Raw genomic sequence first — 15,272 nt, forward strand, 5'->3', positions numbered from 1 at the left:
TCAATGAAAAGAATATTTCTGTCACTTTCCATTTGTGTTCTTTCTTTATCATGTAGAAAAGAATATGACGTTAATGATTTCAGTGGAAATTTAAAACCTTATCTTGAAAGGCTTTCTAAAGAGAAAGCAATCCCTGTTTCTGATACAGTTGCCAAAAATTTTCTGGAAAGAAATGCATCTAAAGAAGAATTGATAGAACTGATGGATGCGAAGAAACCGCTGTTAAGAGTGGTGGCTTACAGAGCCATTATCAACAGAAGTGAACCTGAATATTTTGATCTGCTGATCAACCATCTAAGTGATACCGCTAAAGTAGCATGGTGGTATTATGAAGATGCAGGAAGTTATTTTTCAGTTTCAGATGTAATGATAAGAGAAGCTTTTGATAAAAACGGATTGTCTCCCATTCAGAAAAAAGTATTGACGGAGAGGGTTTTATTAGAGCATTCTTATTTAGATATTTCCAACTGGATGATTCAGGATATTGGTCCTGATGAAAAATATTATCATTTGATTAAAGAACGGGCAAAAACTAAAAGTAAGGACTGTGGCAATCAGCTAACATCATGCTATGCATTAAGTAAATTTAGAAAGAAACAGGATGGTAAGCTTTTGCTGTCTGTTTTTGAACAAAATATTAATGGTTATTGTCTGGAGAATATTTTTAAAAGTATCGAGATATTTCCGGATGCTGTATTTTTTCCTTTATTAAAAAGTTATTTTCAGGATAGTATTAAAGATAAACTCTCGGAAAATAAAAACGTAGACAATAATGTGCTTTATTTTGCAAAAGCGGTTGCTGCCTACAAAACTCCTGAAGCATTTGAGATGTTAAAGTATATAGCGGAGAACAATACGTACATCAATAAAGGTTTTTGGCCTCCTTATAATAAAAGATATGTTCTGAAAGCCATTAAAATTCATTATTTTCCTCTTTATGATGATTTAATAAAAGAAATCGAAAAAGAAATGAATCCTTGTGATTTACAATCGCTGATTTCTGAGATTGGTTTTGAAATACGAGGAGACGATCGGCAAAAATGGTAAATCTATAATTAAAAACCTCACAGATAAATCCGTGAGGTTTGCATATAATAATAGTGTTGAAGTTGCGTTAATTTATATTTTGAATACCGCTGTAATTAAAATGTGTTCTTCATCCTCAAAAAGATAATGAATGTTTACGGGAAAATCCTGCATTGTTTCAACAAGAGTTTCCTGAAATCTCTTTTTCTCTTTTTCTGTAATTCCGTTTACACATTTTTTCAGTTCTTCTAAAAAATCAATGCCTTTATTTTGTTCTTCGGCATTAAAAACTCTCATAAGGAGTCTTATGTCGTTTTTGGCGATAGAAGAGAGCAGTATATTCATTTTAAGCACAAAACTTTTTCAGCTCAGAAATATTTTCATAGAAATCCAGTTTGGTTTTGGGGTTTTCCTTATGAAACTGAATTCTGTATAGAATTTCATCCATGCAGAATTGTGGTATTTCTGCTGTTCTTTCTGTCTCAAAATTTTCTATCATTTGTGCAAAAGCTTCAAGCATTTCAGCATTTAAGTTCTCAATTTTATTTTTCAGAATTTCTACAGTTGCATTCATCATTTCTTTATTTAAGAGATTGAACTTTTTATTTGACAGGGTAAAGGTAATGAAAAATTATTTTATTTTAAAAATTTATTTAATTTTTAAGGGGGTGTTTTATTTATTTACTATTTTTTTTATCATTTTGCATTTTTTTTATAGGGGTATTTGTTTATTTTATCGATTATTTGTTTTTGTAGAATAGTGAAGTTTTTGTATATAATTCAAACAACTTTGAATTATAATGCACTACATAGTGAAAAATTTTAATTCAAGAATACATGATTTATATTAAATATTTTAACATAAAATCTGTTTTGAGATAAAATTTTACATTAATAATGTTAATTGTTATAAAATCGTAATTATGATTTTTTCTGTGATATATATTTTCTATTGAATAATTAATATTTATTTCGTTAATTTGGTGTAGAGTTTATGTTAATTAAATTTAAAACCATTAAATATTTATTATGAAAATGAAATTTATCCTAGTGTCAAGTGTTGCTGTATGCTCTTTTGTTTTCGGGCAAAATGTTCCTTCAAAATTAATTCCGGCGAAAGACGGATTGCATGCAGATTTTATGAGATTCGAAAAAGACAGACCTGCTTTTCAGGGCAGTCCCGTTTTGTTCGATGAAGCTTCGCAGAGACTTTCTCAGGCTCAAGGTCGTAAGTTGGGATTTGAAAAAGATCAATTGGGATTTGAAACACACAGATTCCAGCAGACCATTGATGGTATTCCTGTAGAATACGGAATGATGGCTGTACAGACAAAAGACGGCAAGATTGTAGGAGAGTCCGGAAAATGGATCGTTAAAACTCCGAAAAATTTAGAGAAAAGCGCAAAAATTTCAGAAAACATCGCTTTACAGAATGCAATGGCATTTGTAGGGGCTGAATCTTACAAATGGCAGAATAAAGAAGAAGAAGAATTCATTAAAAAAGAATCTAATGATGTCAATGCTTCTTTTGCTCCTAAAGGTGAAGTAGTTTATTACTCTGATCCGTCAGATGAAAAAATGAACGACTTAAAATTAGCCTATAAATTTGATATCTATGCAGAGAAGCCTTTAAGCAGACAATATGTTTTTGTAGATGCAAAAGACGGAAAAGTATTGGGGGTTGATGCAATCATTCATGAAGTAAACGCACCGGGAACGGCAGTTACAGGATACAGCGGTACGAGAAGCATCGTATCAGATTCTTACAACGGAAGCTACAGACTGAGAGAAACAGGAAGAAACGGCGGAACAGCAGTGCAGACCTTTAACCTGAAAAAAGGAACCAGCTATGCTTCAGCGGTAGATTTTACAGATGCGGATAACACATGGAATAACGTTAATACCAACAAAGATCAATATGCAACTGATGCGCATTGGGGAGCGGAAATGACGCTGGATTATCTGTATACTAAATTCGGAAGAAAGAGTATTGATAACAATCATTTTGCGATAAAATCTTACGTGCATTATTCTACTAACTATTTTAATGCGTTCTGGGACGGAACGAGAATGACGTATGGTGATGGAAGTTCATCTACCAATGGAGGAAAACCTCTTACAGCGTTAGATGTTTGCGGACATGAGATTGCTCACGGAATGACTTCCAAAACAGCAAACCTTGCTTACCAGAGAGAATCCGGAGCATTAAATGAAGGTTTCTCCGATATCTTTGGAAATTCAATAGAACGTTGGGCAAGACCTACACAGAATAGTTGGAAATTAGGAGAAGATTTCAGCTACGTGATCAGAGATATGGCAAACCCGAATGCTTACGGACAGCCGGATACCTATCTTGGAACATACTGGAAAACTACAACGACAACAGGTTGTGTAACTCCTTCCCAAACCAATGACTATTGTGGGGTTCATACCAATTCGGGAGTTCTTAATTTCTGGTATTATTTATTGGTAACCGGAGGAAGCGGAACCAATGACAAAGGATTTGCTTACAATGTTACAGGAATCGGTCTGGATAAAGCAGCAGCAATTGCTTACAGAACGCTGACTACTTATTTGTCTTCTTCATCTACTTTCCTGAATGCAAGAACATATTCTCTTCAGGCAGCAGCAGATTTATATGGTGCAGGAAGTGCTGAAGTTACTCAGGTTACCAACGCATGGAATGCCGTAGGAGTAGGAGGCGGAACTTCTGCAGCAGGAAAAACGGCTGTTTCGGACGCATTGCTTTACACTATCAGTCCAAATCCGGCAACAGATAAATTTACCGTTTCATTCGATGGTAAAGAAGGAAGTGGAGTAGTAGAAGTAATGAGCTTAACAGGCAAAAGAGAAATTTCCGAGAAAGTGAAATTAACAGACGGAGCAAACAGAGTGGAAATTCAGCTTCCGGGTAACATGCTTCCGGGAATTTATGTAGTAACCGTAAACGGACAAAAAGCAGGGAACTTAATTAAAAAATAATAGTATACCATAATATTTTTAAAAGCAAGACCACAGAAATTTTTCTGTGGTCTTCTTTATTGTTCTTGAGATTTAAAAGGTACTACACCAGATAAAACTCATGAAGTTTTTCCTCGCAAAGTGTTTTTACCACTTCAATCCATCGGTCTTCATCATTAAGACACGGAATGTAATGGAAACTTTCTCCACCGCCGTGTAAAAACTGCTCTTTTCCTTCTACGGAAATCTCTTCCAGTGTTTCCAGACAGTCTGAAACGAAAGCCGGACAGACAATGGCTAGGTTTTTTACCCCTTTTTTAGGAATGGTTTCAAGCGTTTCATCGGTGTAAGGTTCGATCCATTTGTCTTTTCCTAATCTCGACTGGAAAGAAACAATGGTTTTTTCCTTCGGAAGATTCAGTTTTTCAATTACCAGATTGGTTGTTTTAAAACATTGGTGACGGTAGCAAAACGTATGACTCGGATTGCTTTCTCTGGAACAGCAGTCGTTCAGATTACATGTTTTCGTTGGATCGGTTTTATAAATATGTCTTTCCGGAACACCGTGATAAGAAAACTGCAAAGCGTCGAAATTTTCAGGAAGTTTTTCTCTGATGCTTTCCGCTAAACAGTTGATGTAAATATCGCGATCGTAAAAAGGCTGAATATAATTGATCTTTACCTTCGGAAACTTCTGTTTTCTTACTTCTTCTGCTTTTTCCACCACCGTTTCTGTCGTGCTCATCGCATACTGAGGATACAGCGGGAAAAGTACAATTTCGGAAACTCCCTGATCTACCAGTTTCTGAATTCCGGCTTCAATACTCGGCTGCGCATATCTCATCCCGATTTCCACAGGAACATCCACCACTTTCTGAAGTTTCTTCTGAATTTTTTCTGTGATCACGATAAGCGGCGAACCTTCGTCCGTCCAAACCGTTTTATATGCTTCCGCAGATTTTTTCGGTCTTGTGTTCAGGATAATTCCCTGTACCAGAAGCGCGCGGAAGAACCAGCGGTAATCGATCACTTTTTCATCCATCAGGAATTCGTCCAGATATTCTCTTACATCATTTACTGCCGTAGATTTCGGCGAACCAAGATTTACTAATAAAATTCCTTTCATAAAATATAAATAATGAGCAATGGGTAACGAGTAATTAAAATATTACTGATTGCTTATGTTTTTTATCCGTTTACAGCTTCTACTTTTTCTACTAAATCCGGAACAAACTGTTTTAAAATATTTTCAATTCCGCCTTTTAGTGTAGCTGTTGAGCTTGGACATCCTGAACAGGCACCCTGTAAAAGCATTTTTGCGGTTTTGTTTTCTTTGTCATATTCCATTAAAGAAATTTTTCCGCCGTCGTTTTCTACTGCAGGAGCTACATATTCATTTAAAATATCTGAGATTTTCTGTTCGTCGTCTGTATATTCTCTGTTGATGATTTTTTCAACAGGATTTTCATGCTTCTGGGCTTCAATATTTGAAATTTCGCCTCCGTTTTGCAGGTATTCTGCAATTAACGCACGAACCGTCATCATTACCTGATGCCATTCTACAGAATTATCTCTCGTAACTGCCACAAAATTATCGGAAATAAAAACTTCCTTCGCAAAATCAAATTCATTGAAAATTGCCTGAGCTAAAGGAATACCTTCCGCCGCGTCTCTTGATTTTACCTCTACAAAACCTTCAAGCAGTAATTTGTTCGAAACAAATTTCATTACATTCGGGTTCGGAGTCATTTCCGCATAGATCTGGTACATTTCTTTCTTCTTCTGAAGATAAATTCTCGGATTTGCAAGCAATTCGTCCTCAATTATATTTTTAAGGCTTTCTGCCACGTGTTCCCATTCTACCGTATCCTGTTTTGCAACTGCCACAAAATTTGCCGTAATGAAAATTCTTTCCACAAACGGATAATTGAAAAGCTCCTGAGCAATCGGAATTTCTGAAATATCTGAATCTCTGTCCAACTCCAAAGATCCCGGAATGAGGTTGTAATCTGCTACAAATTTCATCACTTTCGGGTTTTCGGTTGGCTCTATAAGTATCGTACGCATTTTTTCTTTAAATTTGAGATACAAAAATACGCAATTAGAAATAAGAAGCCGGAAGTTGGGAGTTAGATTTTTGCTATCACTGTAATTTACAATCTATGATTTCAATCGAGCATTTTCAACTTGGCGCATTATAAAATTTTCAAAATAAAAAATATGGCACTTATAAAAGAACTTTTAGGGAAAGCCCCACAAATAGGAGAAAATACATTTTTAGCAGAAACAGCAACAATCATTGGTGATGTTACCATGGGAAAAGACTGCAGCATTTGGTATAATGCGGTGATTAGAGGAGATGTTCATTACATCAAAATGGGGAATAAAGTAAATGTTCAGGACAATGCAATGTTACACTGTACATATCAGAAACATCCTCTGAATATAGGAAACAATGTATCCATCGGTCATAATGCTATTGTTCACGGATGTACCATTAAAGACAATGTGCTTATCGGAATGGGAGCAATTGTAATGGACGACTGTCTTGTGGAAGAAAACTCGATCATTGGAGCAGGATCTGTGGTAACGCAGGGAACACATGTGAAATCAGGAGAAGTTTGGGGCGGTGTTCCGGCAAGAAAAATCAAAGATATCAATTCGCAGCTTCTGGAAGGAGAAGTGAACAGAATTGCAGATAATTACGTGAAATATTCTTCATGGTATAAAGAAAACGTGAAAAACGTTGAAGGATAAACTTTAATTTGATGGTGAATGGTGAATTTTGCTTCGCAAGTAAATTTTTCACAGTAAATTTAAATTCATAAAAATAAAAAGCATTGCTGAAAATCCAGTAATGCTTTTTTGTCCTTAGTGAAATTCCTGATAGAATTTTATAATAGTTTTTTAATAAATCAGTTCGGCTTTACCTTTTATACATTTAATTGCCGTTGGAGGATTTACCATCATACAGTCCGACATAATTCCGTATTTCTGGTTAAATGCTTTTACTTTTTCAGTATAATCATCAATTCTGCTTAGAATACTTTTCTCCATTTTTTTAGGATAGGCAATGTACAGTTGAGGTCCGCCGCAGGATTTTGCGCCCATCGGAGCGAAAGCCCATTCAGTTGCATCGGTACATTTTTCTTTCGTAACTTCAGATTCAATCGAAACCCGAATTCTGTCGAGCTGTGCCTGATCGTATTTCTGGCTGCTTTCATCGGCAGGTCTTTCTGCGATATCCTGAGGAAGATTGGCATTTGCTTCTTTTGCGGTTCCGCAGGAAACAAATAGCACCGAAAAGCTTAATAATACGACAGAAATATAAGAAAGAGGTTTTAGCATAATTACTTTTTTCTGTTTCAAAATTTTCAAAACTTATGCCAAGATAAGGATTTTAAGTTTCATTTCCGTAATTTTGACGACGATGAACAATCATTTTTTTGACTTAATAGAACATACCAACCGAAGCGTATTTTTAACGGGAAAAGCAGGAACAGGAAAGACGACTTTCCTCAACGATTTTGTAAAACGTACCAGAAAAAAACACATCGTTGTTGCTCCTACAGGAATTGCAGCCATTAATGCAGGTGGTGTAACCATTCATTCTATGTTTGGACTGCCGCTGAGAACGTTTTTACCGACCACGGAAAGAATTGATACCAGTCTGGCAAATAATATTGCAGACCTGATGCCTCATTTTAAATACAGAAAAGATAAGCTTAAACTTCTGCGTGAAGTAGAAGTGATTATCATTGATGAGGTTTCCATGCTTCGATCAGATGTTCTGGATATGATGGATTTTTCTCTGAGGTTTATCCGTAGAAATAATCAGCGTTTTGGAGGGGTTCAGATGTTGTTCATCGGGGATTTGTATCAGCTTCCGCCGGTTGTGAGAGATGAGCATATTCTTAAAATGTACTACAATTCGCCTTTCTTTTTTGATAGCCATGCGATTAAGGAAATCCCTTTGATTACCATAGAACTTACCAAAGTTTACCGTCAGTCGGATGAAGATTTTCTTGCCATTCTGAATGCCATCCGTGACGGAGATACTGCGAATATAGATTTTGAAAGGCTAAATGAAAGATATGATCCGGATTTTAATTCCGGGGACGAACCTTATGTTTATCTCTGTTCGCACAATAAAATGGCAGATGATATCAATCAGGAAAAGCTCGACGAAATAAAAGTATCGTCCAAAACCTACGAAGCGAAACTTTTTGGTGAATTTAAAGAGAACCAGTTCCCGAATGAACAGTTTTTAGACCTGAAAATCGGAGCGCAGATCATGTTTATCCGAAATGATATTTCAGGAGAAAAAAGATATTTCAACGGAAAACTGGGCGAAATTTCTGCGTTGGACGAAAATGAAATTAAAGTAATTCTGGATGGAAGCGAAAGGGAAATTACCGTAAAACGTGAAGTCTGGGAACAGAAAAAATATTTTCTGGATACCGATAAAAATATCAAAGAAGAAGTTTTGGGGAGTTTCGAACAGTTTCCGATAAAATTAGCATGGGCGGTTACCATTCATAAAAGTCAGGGTTTAACCTTTGACCGCGTGATTATTGATGCCGGAAAGAGTTTTACAGCAGGGCAGGTGTATGTTGCTTTATCGCGTTGCCGTACTTTGGAAGGGATTGTTCTGAAATCTAAAATTACGCCTGAAGTTATTTTCAAAGATAACAGAATCCTTCATTTTCATTCTGATACAGTTGCCAATGATCAGGTAGAAGGGATTTTAAATAACGAAAAATACGATTACAGCATCAGGAAAGTGCTTCGTGCGGTCGATTCTCAATGGCTTTTAAAAGAAGTTGAAGACTGGAACAATCTTTCAATCGTTACGAAAAGTCTGGATCATCTTAAGACGAAACAATTATATAACCAGTTAAAACCTGAAATCGTTAATCTCGGAAAGATTTTCGAAAAACTGGAAAGGGTTATTTCCCAAAAGGTGAACAATTTCATTGAGCAGAAAGAAGAATGGTCTGAAATTGAAAGCAAAACCAAAGGCGCGGTGAATTTCTTTTTTACCGCAATCAGAGATAAGGTTTTCAGTCCGCTGAAAGATTTTTATGCTGAAATTAAAGGAACAAAAGGTCTGAAACAGTATAACGAAGATTTCCGGGTTTGGCTGGAAGATATTGAGGAATATTTAAACAGTTTAAAGGAAATTCACTTGCTGGAAACCAAGCTTCTGGACGAGATCAACAACAAGGAAGTGAGCATGAAAGTCGCAAAAGTTCCGTCTCAGGTTCTCACGTTCCAGTTGTTTGAGCAGGGAAAAACCATCGGGGAAATCGCTCTGGAAAGAGGTTTGGTGAAAGAAACCGTGATCGGTCATCTCGCGAAATTTGCAGAACAGGGATTGCTCGATATTTCAAGAGTGGTCACTTCAGATAAAATAAAAGCCTTTGAAGATATTTTCTACAAAGATCCCAAAGAAACTTTAACGGAGTGGAAAAATGTTCTCCCGAGTGATTTTGAATTTAATGAAATCCGGATTCTGATCAATCATTTTAATTACCTGAAGGAGAAAAATCAATAAAATATTGCTGATGTATCAGCCACAAACCTCACAGGTTTTTAAAACCTGTGAGGTTTTTTTATCATAATTTTTTTTTTGAAGAATAAATTCAGATGAATTTTTGTATTTTTAGGTCTTAAATCCTCATCACAATGAAATATCTGTTTACTTTTTTGTTTGCGTTTTTACTGAATGCAGATCACGATTCTAAATTCAATTATGATCTCCTCATTGGTTCATGGTCGCAGAAATCCATTGCGAACAGCAATTCTACCGGAATATTCACCTTTAAAAAAGACAGTACGGCAAGTCTTGAAATGATCGATCAGGCTTCCAACGGAATGATTGGCGGAATGACCGGTCCTTATAAAATTGAAAGAACCAAAGGAAATCTGAAAATTACGTTACTGGGAAAAGAAAAGACATTTGAAATTCAGGAACTGAGCAAAGATGTTTTGGTAATTCAGAATAAAATAGAAGGTAAGGAAAAACAGATTTTTAAACGGTACATTGATAAATAGCTTTAATTTAAGATTGTCATAAAAACGCCTTTATGATCACTCACCACATTTTTATCCACAAAAATTCTGCATTCTGTATTGGGTGAAAAGCTTTTCGGAATTACAATATGATCAATATTTTCTTCAATTTCTGAAGTTACAGGAATGATGTTCAGTTCATCAAAAAGATTTTTTAAAGCTTCTGTTGTTTTTAAATTAATTGAAAATTGTTCCTCTCCTTTTCGGAAGGATGTATTAAAATCGCCAACGATAAAAATATTTTTGTTCTCTGCATAAATTTTTCGACAGTCGTGAATGGTATTCTGCAATTCTATATCCACAAAAGGTTTTCGGTTAAACCAAGTTCCGATAATGGTGCAGTAGAATACGATCTTTCCCAATTCTGTTTTAAATTCCAAAGCGAGATTGGTTTTATCATCCGTCACAGCATATTTTTTCGAATAGGGAATTTTAGAGTACAAAACTGTCCGGAAAGCTTTTTCTCCTTTTAAATATTCCGAATAATTGAGATTTTCATAAACGGTGTTCTCAGGAATCGGCGAACAGAGATATTTATACGGGAAATTTTGAAGATCAAGATTGACGGCTTCCGTGAGAATAAGGAAATCTAAATCAAACTGATTGAGAAATTCCGCGGTTCCTGAAGAATTCTTTTTTCTTGCCCAATCGATGTTGAGGGTTGCAATTTTCAATATTCCCTGTTTAAAATTAATTTCCGTTGATTGTTGTCATAATAACTTGCATAACGACTTGTATCTTTGAAGAATATTTCTTCATTTTCTATTTCATTAAATCTTTGCTTATCGGTCTTTATAAAATCAATCAGCGTAAATGTATTTTCATCTAAAACAGTGAAATCAACAAGTTTTAAATATTCAGGAACAGATTTTCTGTCGATCATAATCTTTCCGCCGCCAAGTTGATGTCTGTCCTGTCCATTTTTCTTCACTCCGGAAACCCAATATTCTTCGCCCGTTTCAATATCAAAATGATTGCCCGAAATGCCGGGAATTTTAAGTTTTTTAAGAGCCTTATTATTGAAATATACCGTTTGTCCGGATTTTGAAAATTCAACCCAACCAATCCACGCAGATCCGTGATGACCGGAAGATTTGTTTTCGATATATCTTATTTTTGATTTCATGTTTCAATTACTGATCTTATCTTTTTAATTTCTCAAAGTCATATAAAGTAATGAAATCAATTTTATGACCTCATATTTCATTCATTTTCGCCTTGGGAAAAACTCCTGAAATAGAGGTGTTTTCAAATTCATCCTTGAAATAATATTTTATATCTGCTTTATAGATTAAAGATGTTTTTACATTGCTTTTTAAAGATAAAAGAGATTTCCAGTCTTTATCTTCCTTCCCTTCGTTATAGTAAGCTCCTGTGAAAAAAACTTCAATCGTATTTTCTTTAATATCTTTTGAGAAAATATTCTTCTCCTTACTTAAAGGATAATATTCTTTGTAAGGTTCCATGCTCAAAACGCGGTATTCATATTTATTGCCCTTTTCTTTCAGTTCTAAAATAATTTTTGAACCTAAAGGAAAAGTAAATGTTCCATATTCAGTGGGAAATACAGTAGGAATATTCAGATTTTTTTGAGAAATATTTTTCCTGTAAAAATTAAAATGATAATAAGAAATAAAAGTTTTTTCATGGTTAAATTTTGAATTGAAATCAATACCAAATATACAAAAAGTGATTATTCAAAAAAGCGATTTAATATTAGCCTGATTCCCCATAGTTTTTCCCTGAACCTCACCATTAATCCTATCGATTACAAAAAGTAACTAATGCAGTTTATTAGTCTTATCTTTGTGGTGTAAAAATTTAAAATAATGAAATCGACAAAAGTTTTATAAATGCTTTTGTCTAAACAAAATATCCCGATATGAAAAATTTTGAAATATCAGTATTGGATCTTGCCCCTGTAAAGCAGGGAAAAACTGTTCATGATACTTTTCAGGACAGTTTATCTTTAGCCAGCCATGCTGAACATTTAGATTATAAAAGATTCTGGCTTGCCGAACATCACAATATGGAAAGCATTGCCAGTTCTGCAACCTCCGTTCTGATTGGTTTTATCGCCAACGGAACAAAAAAAATAAGAGTAGGTTCCGGAGGAATTATGCTTCCGAACCACAGTTCATTAGTCATTGCCGAACAATTCGGAACCCTTGAATCTCTTTTTCCCGGAAGGATCGATCTTGGTTTGGGAAGAGCTCCGGGAACGGATGGTTTAACCGCTCAGGCTTTGGGAAGAAATCCTGCAATGATCAATCAGCAGTTTCCAAGACAGATTTTAGAATTACAGAAGTATTTTTCCAAAGAAAACCGTGATGCTTTGGTTCGTGCAATTCCGGGAGAGGGACTGGATATTCCGATGTATATTTTAGGTTCGAGTACAGACAGTGCTTTTTTGGCAGCAGAATTGGGACTTCCGTATGCTTTTGCGGGGCATTTTGCGCCGGAGCAGATGGAAATGGCTTTCAATATTTACAGAGAACATTTTGAACATTCAAAATATTTAGATAAACCTTACATCATTGCCTGTGTCAACGGAGTTGCAGCAGAAACTTCGGAGGAAGCTCATAAAATGTCCACAACATTGTTTCAAGCTTTTATTAATATTATCCGAAACGACAGAAAGCCTTTTTCACCGCCGATTGACGATATGGATGACATCTGGTCGCCCATGGAAAAATCTATGGTTTTGCAGAAACTGAGATATACTTTTATCGGAAATCAGAGTGAAATTGAAGAGAAGCTGAAAAGTTTTCAGGAAAAATTCAATGTGGATGAACTGATGATTAATTCCCACATTTACGATCATCAGAAAAGACTGGAATCATACAGTATTTTCAGAAAAGCCAGAAACTCCGTATTTACCGAATAATAAAGAATTTATAATATTGGGAGATGCATATTTTTATAAGTATCTTTGCACAAATTTAAAAAGTAAAAATGTCTGATATTAAGTTAAATACTATTCCAGAGGCAATAGAAGACCTTAAAAATGGTAAAATAATCATAGTAGTGGATGATGAAGACAGAGAAAATGAAGGCGATTTTCTTTGTGCGGCAGAGCTTACAACACCGGAAATTATCAACTTTATGGCGCTTCACGGAAGAGGGCTTATCTGTATGCCGCTTCCTGAAAAAAGATGTGATGAGCTTGGTCTTGAAGTAATGGTAAGCCGAAGCAGCGATCCGAAAGAAACCGCTTTCACGGTGTCTGTAGACCTTTTAGGAAACGGAACTTCTACCGGAATTTCTGCAAGCGACAGAGCAAAAACCATTCTGGCTTTGATGGATGAAAAATCCAAGCCGACAGATTTTATGCGTCCCGGTCATATTTTCCCATTGAGAGCAAGAAAAGGAGGTGTTCTGAAAAGAGCAGGACACACAGAAGCTGCGATAGATTTAACTTGTCTTGCCGGTCTTAAAGAAGGAGGGGTAATCTGTGAAATCATGAATGAAGACGGTTCTATGTCGCGTTTGCCGGAGCTTTATGCTTTTGCACAGAAACACGATATGAAAATTGTTTCCATTGAAGATCTAATTCATTATCAGCTTAAAAAAGGAAATCTTATTGAGAGAATTGAAGAAAGAAAAGTAAAAACGGCTTACGGAGATTACGATTTCTTCGCTTTCAGAGAAACTTCCAACGATCAGATCCATTTTGCTTTAACCAAAGGTTCTTGGACGGTTGATGAGCCTGTTTTGGTAAGAGTTCAGTCATCAGATTCTTATTTTGATGTGTTAACGAGATTAAATAACGGCGAAAAACCTCAGTTGGAAAAAGTAACCTCAATGGTTAACGAAGCAGGAAAAGGAGCCATTGTTTTCATTAATAATGTTTCAAGCTCTGAAAATACATTAAGAAAGCTTCAGCAGTTCCTGAATTATCAGGACGGACAACAGCAACACCCGACTTTGGCATTCAACTACAGAGATTACGGTATCGGAACTCAAATTCTGAAAAATCTCGGAATTAATAAATTTAAAGTAATCACCCAGAATCCTAATGTAAAACCGCAGGTTGGCGGATATGACGTTGAGGTAACTGAAATGGTACAACTATAATGATGAATAGTCAATTGTGAGTAAACTTTGTTGTCAATTTTTTTGATACATTTTCAATTCACTTGCTAAGCAAATTGACAATTCACATTTCACATAAAAAAATGGCTTGAGAAATCAAGCCATTTTTATTTCGTCGAAATTCCTGAAACCGTTCAGAAAATCTTTGATGTTCATTCTCTTTTTTCCTTCAAGCTGTAGTTCTGATGGAAAATATTCGCCGTCTTTGGTAAAAATCTTAAATCCGTTTTTAGAAATTTCCAGACTTCCGGCTGTTTTTCCATGATCCGAAATTTCAAATTTTCCACCAAAAATTTTAAGTCCTTTTTCTTCTTCGCCTATTTTTAAAGTGGTGAATGCCGCAGGATAAGGAGACATTCCCAAAATAAACTGATGAATTTCTTTCGAATTTTTCGTCCAGTCGATTCTTGTATCTTCTTTAAAAATTTTAAAGGCATTTTTCGGATGCTCAACTTCCGGCTGCGGCTTTTCGGTGATTGAATTTTCTGCCAATCCGTTTAATGTTCTTACCACGAGTTCAGAGCCCATTTCCATGAGTCTGTCGTGAAGGCTTCCTGCGTTTTCGTCCGGTAAAATAGGAAGTTCTTCCTGAAGCAGAATATTTCCTTCATCAATTTTTTCATTGATAAAAAAGGTTGTAGCTCCGGATTTTTCTTCTCCGTTGATAATTGCGTAATTGATGGGTGCTGCTCCTCTGTAATCGGGAAGTAAGGAAGCATGAAGATTGAATGTTCCCATTTTAGGCATTTCAAACAAAACTTTCGGCATCATTCTGAAAGCAACCACCACAAAAACATCGGCTTCCAGTTTTCTCAATTCCTCTAAAAATTCAGGATTTCTCAGTTTTTCCGGCTGAAAAACAGGAAGATTATGTTCTACGGCAAAAACTTTTACCGGAGACTGATTGATTTTCTGTCCGCGTCCGCTCGCTTTGTCCGCAACCGTTACAACGCCTACAACTGCGTGATGAGAATGATGAATCGCTTCCAGAGATGCTTTGGCAAACTCCGGAGTTCCTAAAAATACAACTTTCAATGATTTCATACTGCAAAGATAAGGTCTTTGAGGAAGGATTGAAAGATTTGATTTTAAAATTGAGAGTTAAGATCAGAAAA

At 35.7% G+C, this 15,272-nt stretch carries 16 protein-coding genes; 7 read left to right on the forward strand and 9 right to left on the reverse strand.

Features of this window, described 5'->3' with window-relative positions:
• Positions 1-3: 3 nt before the first annotated feature.
• Positions 4-1,047, forward strand: coding sequence for a hypothetical protein (locus tag H6W52_RS03145; RefSeq protein ID WP_116097448.1), 1,044 nt, complete (start codon positions 4-6; stop codon positions 1,045-1,047).
• 72 nt (positions 1,048-1,119) lie between these two features.
• On the opposite strand, the gene H6W52_RS03150 is transcribed toward H6W52_RS03145, so the two are convergent.
• A complete protein-coding gene (locus H6W52_RS03150; RefSeq protein WP_116097450.1) occupies positions 1,120-1,371 on the reverse strand; it encodes a hypothetical protein in 252 nt (83 codons plus the stop codon).
• 1 nt (position 1,372) lies between these two features.
• Complete coding sequence (locus H6W52_RS03155) at positions 1,373-1,603, reverse strand: hypothetical protein (protein WP_185216453.1); 231 nt, start codon at positions 1,601-1,603, stop codon at positions 1,373-1,375.
• 458 nt (positions 1,604-2,061) lie between these two features.
• Here H6W52_RS03155 and H6W52_RS03160 point away from each other — a divergent pair, with 458 nt between their 5' ends.
• The gene (locus H6W52_RS03160) at positions 2,062-4,008 is read left to right on the forward strand and encodes a M4 family metallopeptidase (RefSeq protein ID WP_185144401.1); all 1,947 of its coding nucleotides are present in this window, start codon (positions 2,062-2,064) and stop codon (positions 4,006-4,008) included.
• 82 nt (positions 4,009-4,090) lie between these two features.
• Here H6W52_RS03160 and hemH read toward each other — a convergent pair whose 3' ends face one another.
• Both hemH and H6W52_RS03170 read right to left on the reverse strand, forming a co-directional pair.
• Positions 4,091-5,113, reverse strand: coding sequence for a ferrochelatase (gene hemH, locus H6W52_RS03165; RefSeq protein ID WP_116097456.1), 1,023 nt, complete (start codon positions 5,111-5,113; stop codon positions 4,091-4,093).
• A gap of 62 nt (positions 5,114-5,175) precedes the next feature.
• A complete protein-coding gene (locus H6W52_RS03170) occupies positions 5,176-6,054 on the reverse strand; it encodes a NifU family protein (RefSeq protein WP_116097458.1) in 879 nt (292 codons plus the stop codon).
• Positions 6,055-6,207: 153 nt separating this feature from the next.
• Between H6W52_RS03170 and H6W52_RS03175 the strand changes: the two genes are divergently transcribed.
• Positions 6,208-6,744, forward strand: a complete 537-nt coding sequence (locus tag H6W52_RS03175; protein ID WP_076391009.1) for a gamma carbonic anhydrase family protein — start codon at positions 6,208-6,210, stop codon at positions 6,742-6,744.
• A 150-nt stretch (positions 6,745-6,894) separates the two neighbouring features.
• On the opposite strand, the gene H6W52_RS03180 is transcribed toward H6W52_RS03175, so the two are convergent.
• Complete coding sequence (locus tag H6W52_RS03180; protein ID WP_116097590.1) at positions 6,895-7,335, reverse strand: hypothetical protein; 441 nt, start codon at positions 7,333-7,335, stop codon at positions 6,895-6,897.
• Between the two features lie 82 nt (positions 7,336-7,417).
• Here H6W52_RS03180 and H6W52_RS03185 point away from each other — a divergent pair, with 82 nt between their 5' ends.
• Positions 7,418-9,544: a helix-turn-helix domain-containing protein gene (locus tag H6W52_RS03185; protein ID WP_116097460.1), complete on the forward strand. Its 2,127-nt coding sequence runs from the start codon at positions 7,418-7,420 to the stop codon at positions 9,542-9,544.
• Between the two features lie 131 nt (positions 9,545-9,675).
• Positions 9,676-10,044 (forward strand): hypothetical protein, encoded by a 369-nt coding sequence (locus H6W52_RS03190; RefSeq protein WP_116097462.1) that lies wholly within the window; start codon positions 9,676-9,678, stop codon positions 10,042-10,044.
• A gap of 2 nt (positions 10,045-10,046) precedes the next feature.
• Here H6W52_RS03190 and H6W52_RS03195 read toward each other — a convergent pair whose 3' ends face one another.
• The 3 genes from H6W52_RS03195 to H6W52_RS03205 all read right to left on the reverse strand — a co-directional run bounded on the left by H6W52_RS03195 (position 10,047) and on the right by H6W52_RS03205 (position 11,528).
• Positions 10,047-10,736: an endonuclease/exonuclease/phosphatase family protein gene (locus H6W52_RS03195; protein WP_157967238.1), complete on the reverse strand. Its 690-nt coding sequence runs from the start codon at positions 10,734-10,736 to the stop codon at positions 10,047-10,049.
• Positions 10,733-11,188, reverse strand: a complete 456-nt coding sequence (locus tag H6W52_RS03200) for a hypothetical protein (RefSeq protein WP_185144402.1) — start codon at positions 11,186-11,188, stop codon at positions 10,733-10,735. The genes H6W52_RS03195 and H6W52_RS03200 overlap by 4 nt, the downstream gene beginning before the upstream one ends.
• A gap of 70 nt (positions 11,189-11,258) precedes the next feature.
• The gene (locus tag H6W52_RS03205) at positions 11,259-11,528 is read right to left on the reverse strand and encodes a hypothetical protein (protein WP_116097466.1); all 270 of its coding nucleotides are present in this window, start codon (positions 11,526-11,528) and stop codon (positions 11,259-11,261) included.
• 416 nt (positions 11,529-11,944) lie between these two features.
• Between H6W52_RS03205 and H6W52_RS03210 the strand changes: the two genes are divergently transcribed.
• Both H6W52_RS03210 and ribB read left to right on the forward strand, forming a co-directional pair.
• Positions 11,945-12,949 (forward strand): LLM class flavin-dependent oxidoreductase, encoded by a 1,005-nt coding sequence (locus H6W52_RS03210; RefSeq protein WP_116097468.1) that lies wholly within the window; start codon positions 11,945-11,947, stop codon positions 12,947-12,949.
• A gap of 68 nt (positions 12,950-13,017) precedes the next feature.
• Positions 13,018-14,139: a 3,4-dihydroxy-2-butanone-4-phosphate synthase gene (ribB, locus tag H6W52_RS03215; RefSeq protein WP_087712355.1), complete on the forward strand. Its 1,122-nt coding sequence runs from the start codon at positions 13,018-13,020 to the stop codon at positions 14,137-14,139.
• A gap of 114 nt (positions 14,140-14,253) precedes the next feature.
• Here the strand turns inward: ribB and fmt are convergent, their stop codons facing one another.
• Positions 14,254-15,201: a methionyl-tRNA formyltransferase gene (fmt, locus tag H6W52_RS03220; RefSeq protein WP_116097470.1), complete on the reverse strand. Its 948-nt coding sequence runs from the start codon at positions 15,199-15,201 to the stop codon at positions 14,254-14,256.
• Positions 15,202-15,272 lie beyond the last annotated feature (71 nt).

This window comes from Chryseobacterium sp. C2(2020), assembly GCF_014218915.1.
GTDB classification, from domain to species: Bacteria; Bacteroidota; Bacteroidia; order Flavobacteriales; family Weeksellaceae; genus Chryseobacterium; species Chryseobacterium mucoviscidosis.

What these genes read in the sequence shown, in the direction of transcription:
- H6W52_RS03150 (WP_116097450.1), bottom strand. Translation starts at nt 1,371, where the DNA reads ATGAATATACTGCTCTCTTCTATCGCCAAAAACGACATAAGACTCCTT.
- H6W52_RS03160 (WP_185144401.1), top strand. Translation starts at nt 2,062, where the DNA reads ATGAAATTTATCCTAGTGTCAAGTGTTGCTGTATGCTCTTTTGTTTTC.
- ribB (WP_087712355.1), top strand. Translation starts at nt 13,018, where the DNA reads ATGTCTGATATTAAGTTAAATACTATTCCAGAGGCAATAGAAGACCTT.
- H6W52_RS03180 (WP_116097590.1), bottom strand. Translation starts at nt 7,335, where the DNA reads ATGCTAAAACCTCTTTCTTATATTTCTGTCGTATTATTAAGCTTTTCG.
- H6W52_RS03210 (WP_116097468.1), top strand. Translation starts at nt 11,945, where the DNA reads ATGAAAAATTTTGAAATATCAGTATTGGATCTTGCCCCTGTAAAGCAG.
- H6W52_RS03155 (WP_185216453.1), bottom strand. Translation starts at nt 1,603, where the DNA reads ATGATGAATGCAACTGTAGAAATTCTGAAAAATAAAATTGAGAACTTA.
- H6W52_RS03185 (WP_116097460.1), top strand. Translation starts at nt 7,418, where the DNA reads ATGAACAATCATTTTTTTGACTTAATAGAACATACCAACCGAAGCGTA.
- H6W52_RS03175 (WP_076391009.1), top strand. Translation starts at nt 6,208, where the DNA reads ATGGCACTTATAAAAGAACTTTTAGGGAAAGCCCCACAAATAGGAGAA.
- H6W52_RS03190 (WP_116097462.1), top strand. Translation starts at nt 9,676, where the DNA reads ATGAAATATCTGTTTACTTTTTTGTTTGCGTTTTTACTGAATGCAGAT.
- fmt (WP_116097470.1), bottom strand. Translation starts at nt 15,201, where the DNA reads ATGAAATCATTGAAAGTTGTATTTTTAGGAACTCCGGAGTTTGCCAAA.
- H6W52_RS03170 (WP_116097458.1), bottom strand. Translation starts at nt 6,054, where the DNA reads ATGCGTACGATACTTATAGAGCCAACCGAAAACCCGAAAGTGATGAAA.
- hemH (WP_116097456.1), bottom strand. Translation starts at nt 5,113, where the DNA reads ATGAAAGGAATTTTATTAGTAAATCTTGGTTCGCCGAAATCTACGGCA.
- H6W52_RS03145 (WP_116097448.1), top strand. Translation starts at nt 4, where the DNA reads ATGAAAAGAATATTTCTGTCACTTTCCATTTGTGTTCTTTCTTTATCA.
- H6W52_RS03205 (WP_116097466.1), bottom strand. Translation starts at nt 11,528, where the DNA reads ATGGAACCTTACAAAGAATATTATCCTTTAAGTAAGGAGAAGAATATT.
- H6W52_RS03200 (WP_185144402.1), bottom strand. Translation starts at nt 11,188, where the DNA reads ATGAAATCAAAAATAAGATATATCGAAAACAAATCTTCCGGTCATCAC.